Source organism: Pseudoalteromonas sp. S2755, from assembly GCF_005886535.1.
Taxonomy (GTDB): Bacteria; Pseudomonadota; Gammaproteobacteria; order Enterobacterales; family Alteromonadaceae; genus Pseudoalteromonas.
This window is the reverse complement of sequence record NZ_PNDS01000219.1, coordinates 1-1,027: the sequence shown is the minus strand read 5'-3', so window position 1 is coordinate 1,027 and position 1,027 is coordinate 1. Positions and strand designations below refer to the sequence as shown.

Sequence of the window (1,027 nt, the reverse complement as noted above, 5' to 3'; positions counted from 1 at the left end):
GTCGGTAACGGATAAAGATGGTCTGGTTCACGAGCATAAAACTGGCTTTGTTGGGTTTACGCAGTGCCAAAGCCACCATCGTTTTAGAATGGGTGGCTCCCAAGTGCATATGAATGCCCATCCGCCAACCTCGGTCAGCTCGGCGCAGCGCAGCTATTTTGAGCCTGCGGCACACAATCCCGCTGAGCAATTTGAGCGCACCGGCAATCTCGAGCTTGCCTATCAGCAAGGTAAAAATGAAGTCACGCTGGTAGGAAACGTAGCCGAAGCCAATGCTGGTTATTCGTTTTCGTTAAATGGTAAATTGGGCACAGCGAAAGGTGGCGATTATACCTGTATTCGCAGTAAACAGGTGTATAAGCAAGGCTGTGCCAATGACCCTAAGCAAGTTGCATATCATAGCGAGTCGGTGTGTGTACCTCGGGGTGAGCCAATACGTATCGCGCCCCCAGAGCATAGTCCTAAACCGATGGTGTTTACCGCCACGGTACGCTCGCTGTCGGGGTCAAAGACCAATCCTCATCTAGATACACAAGGGCAATATGCCACACAAGTACATTTTGATAATCAGGTCACCGAATCAGTAAAGCGCCTCACACAATATGCCTGTCGCGGCCAAAAGCAACCGACGGGGTTACACTTTCCGCTCCTGCCAGACAGTAATGTGCTCATCGGTTGTATGAACAACGACCCTGACCAAAGTTATATCTTAGGTTTTGCCCTTAACGACACCCAACCATCCGTTGTTACCAGTGCCAATAACGCCCAAAACGTGCTCTGCTCTCGCGGCCAAAACCTGTTGATGTTTGATGACACTCTACATACCCCGCATATTGTGCTGCAAACCTTAGCGGGCAACCAGCACTTGGTGTTACATGGGGATAAAAAGCAGCCTTATATTCACTGGCTTGCACAGCTTGGCGCGATGAACATTTTTGCAGCCAAAGACATACAACTTGGCAGTGTTAAAAGTGCAATTCGACTACTCACCAATAAAACCTTTATTGCCAGCGCCAAACAACAACTG

1 pseudogene is annotated in these 1,027 nt (G+C 49.2%); it reads left to right on the top strand.

Annotated elements, in window-relative coordinates:
* A pseudogene (locus CWC03_RS23595) lies at positions 1-1,027 on the top strand (hypothetical protein); the annotation flags it as partial.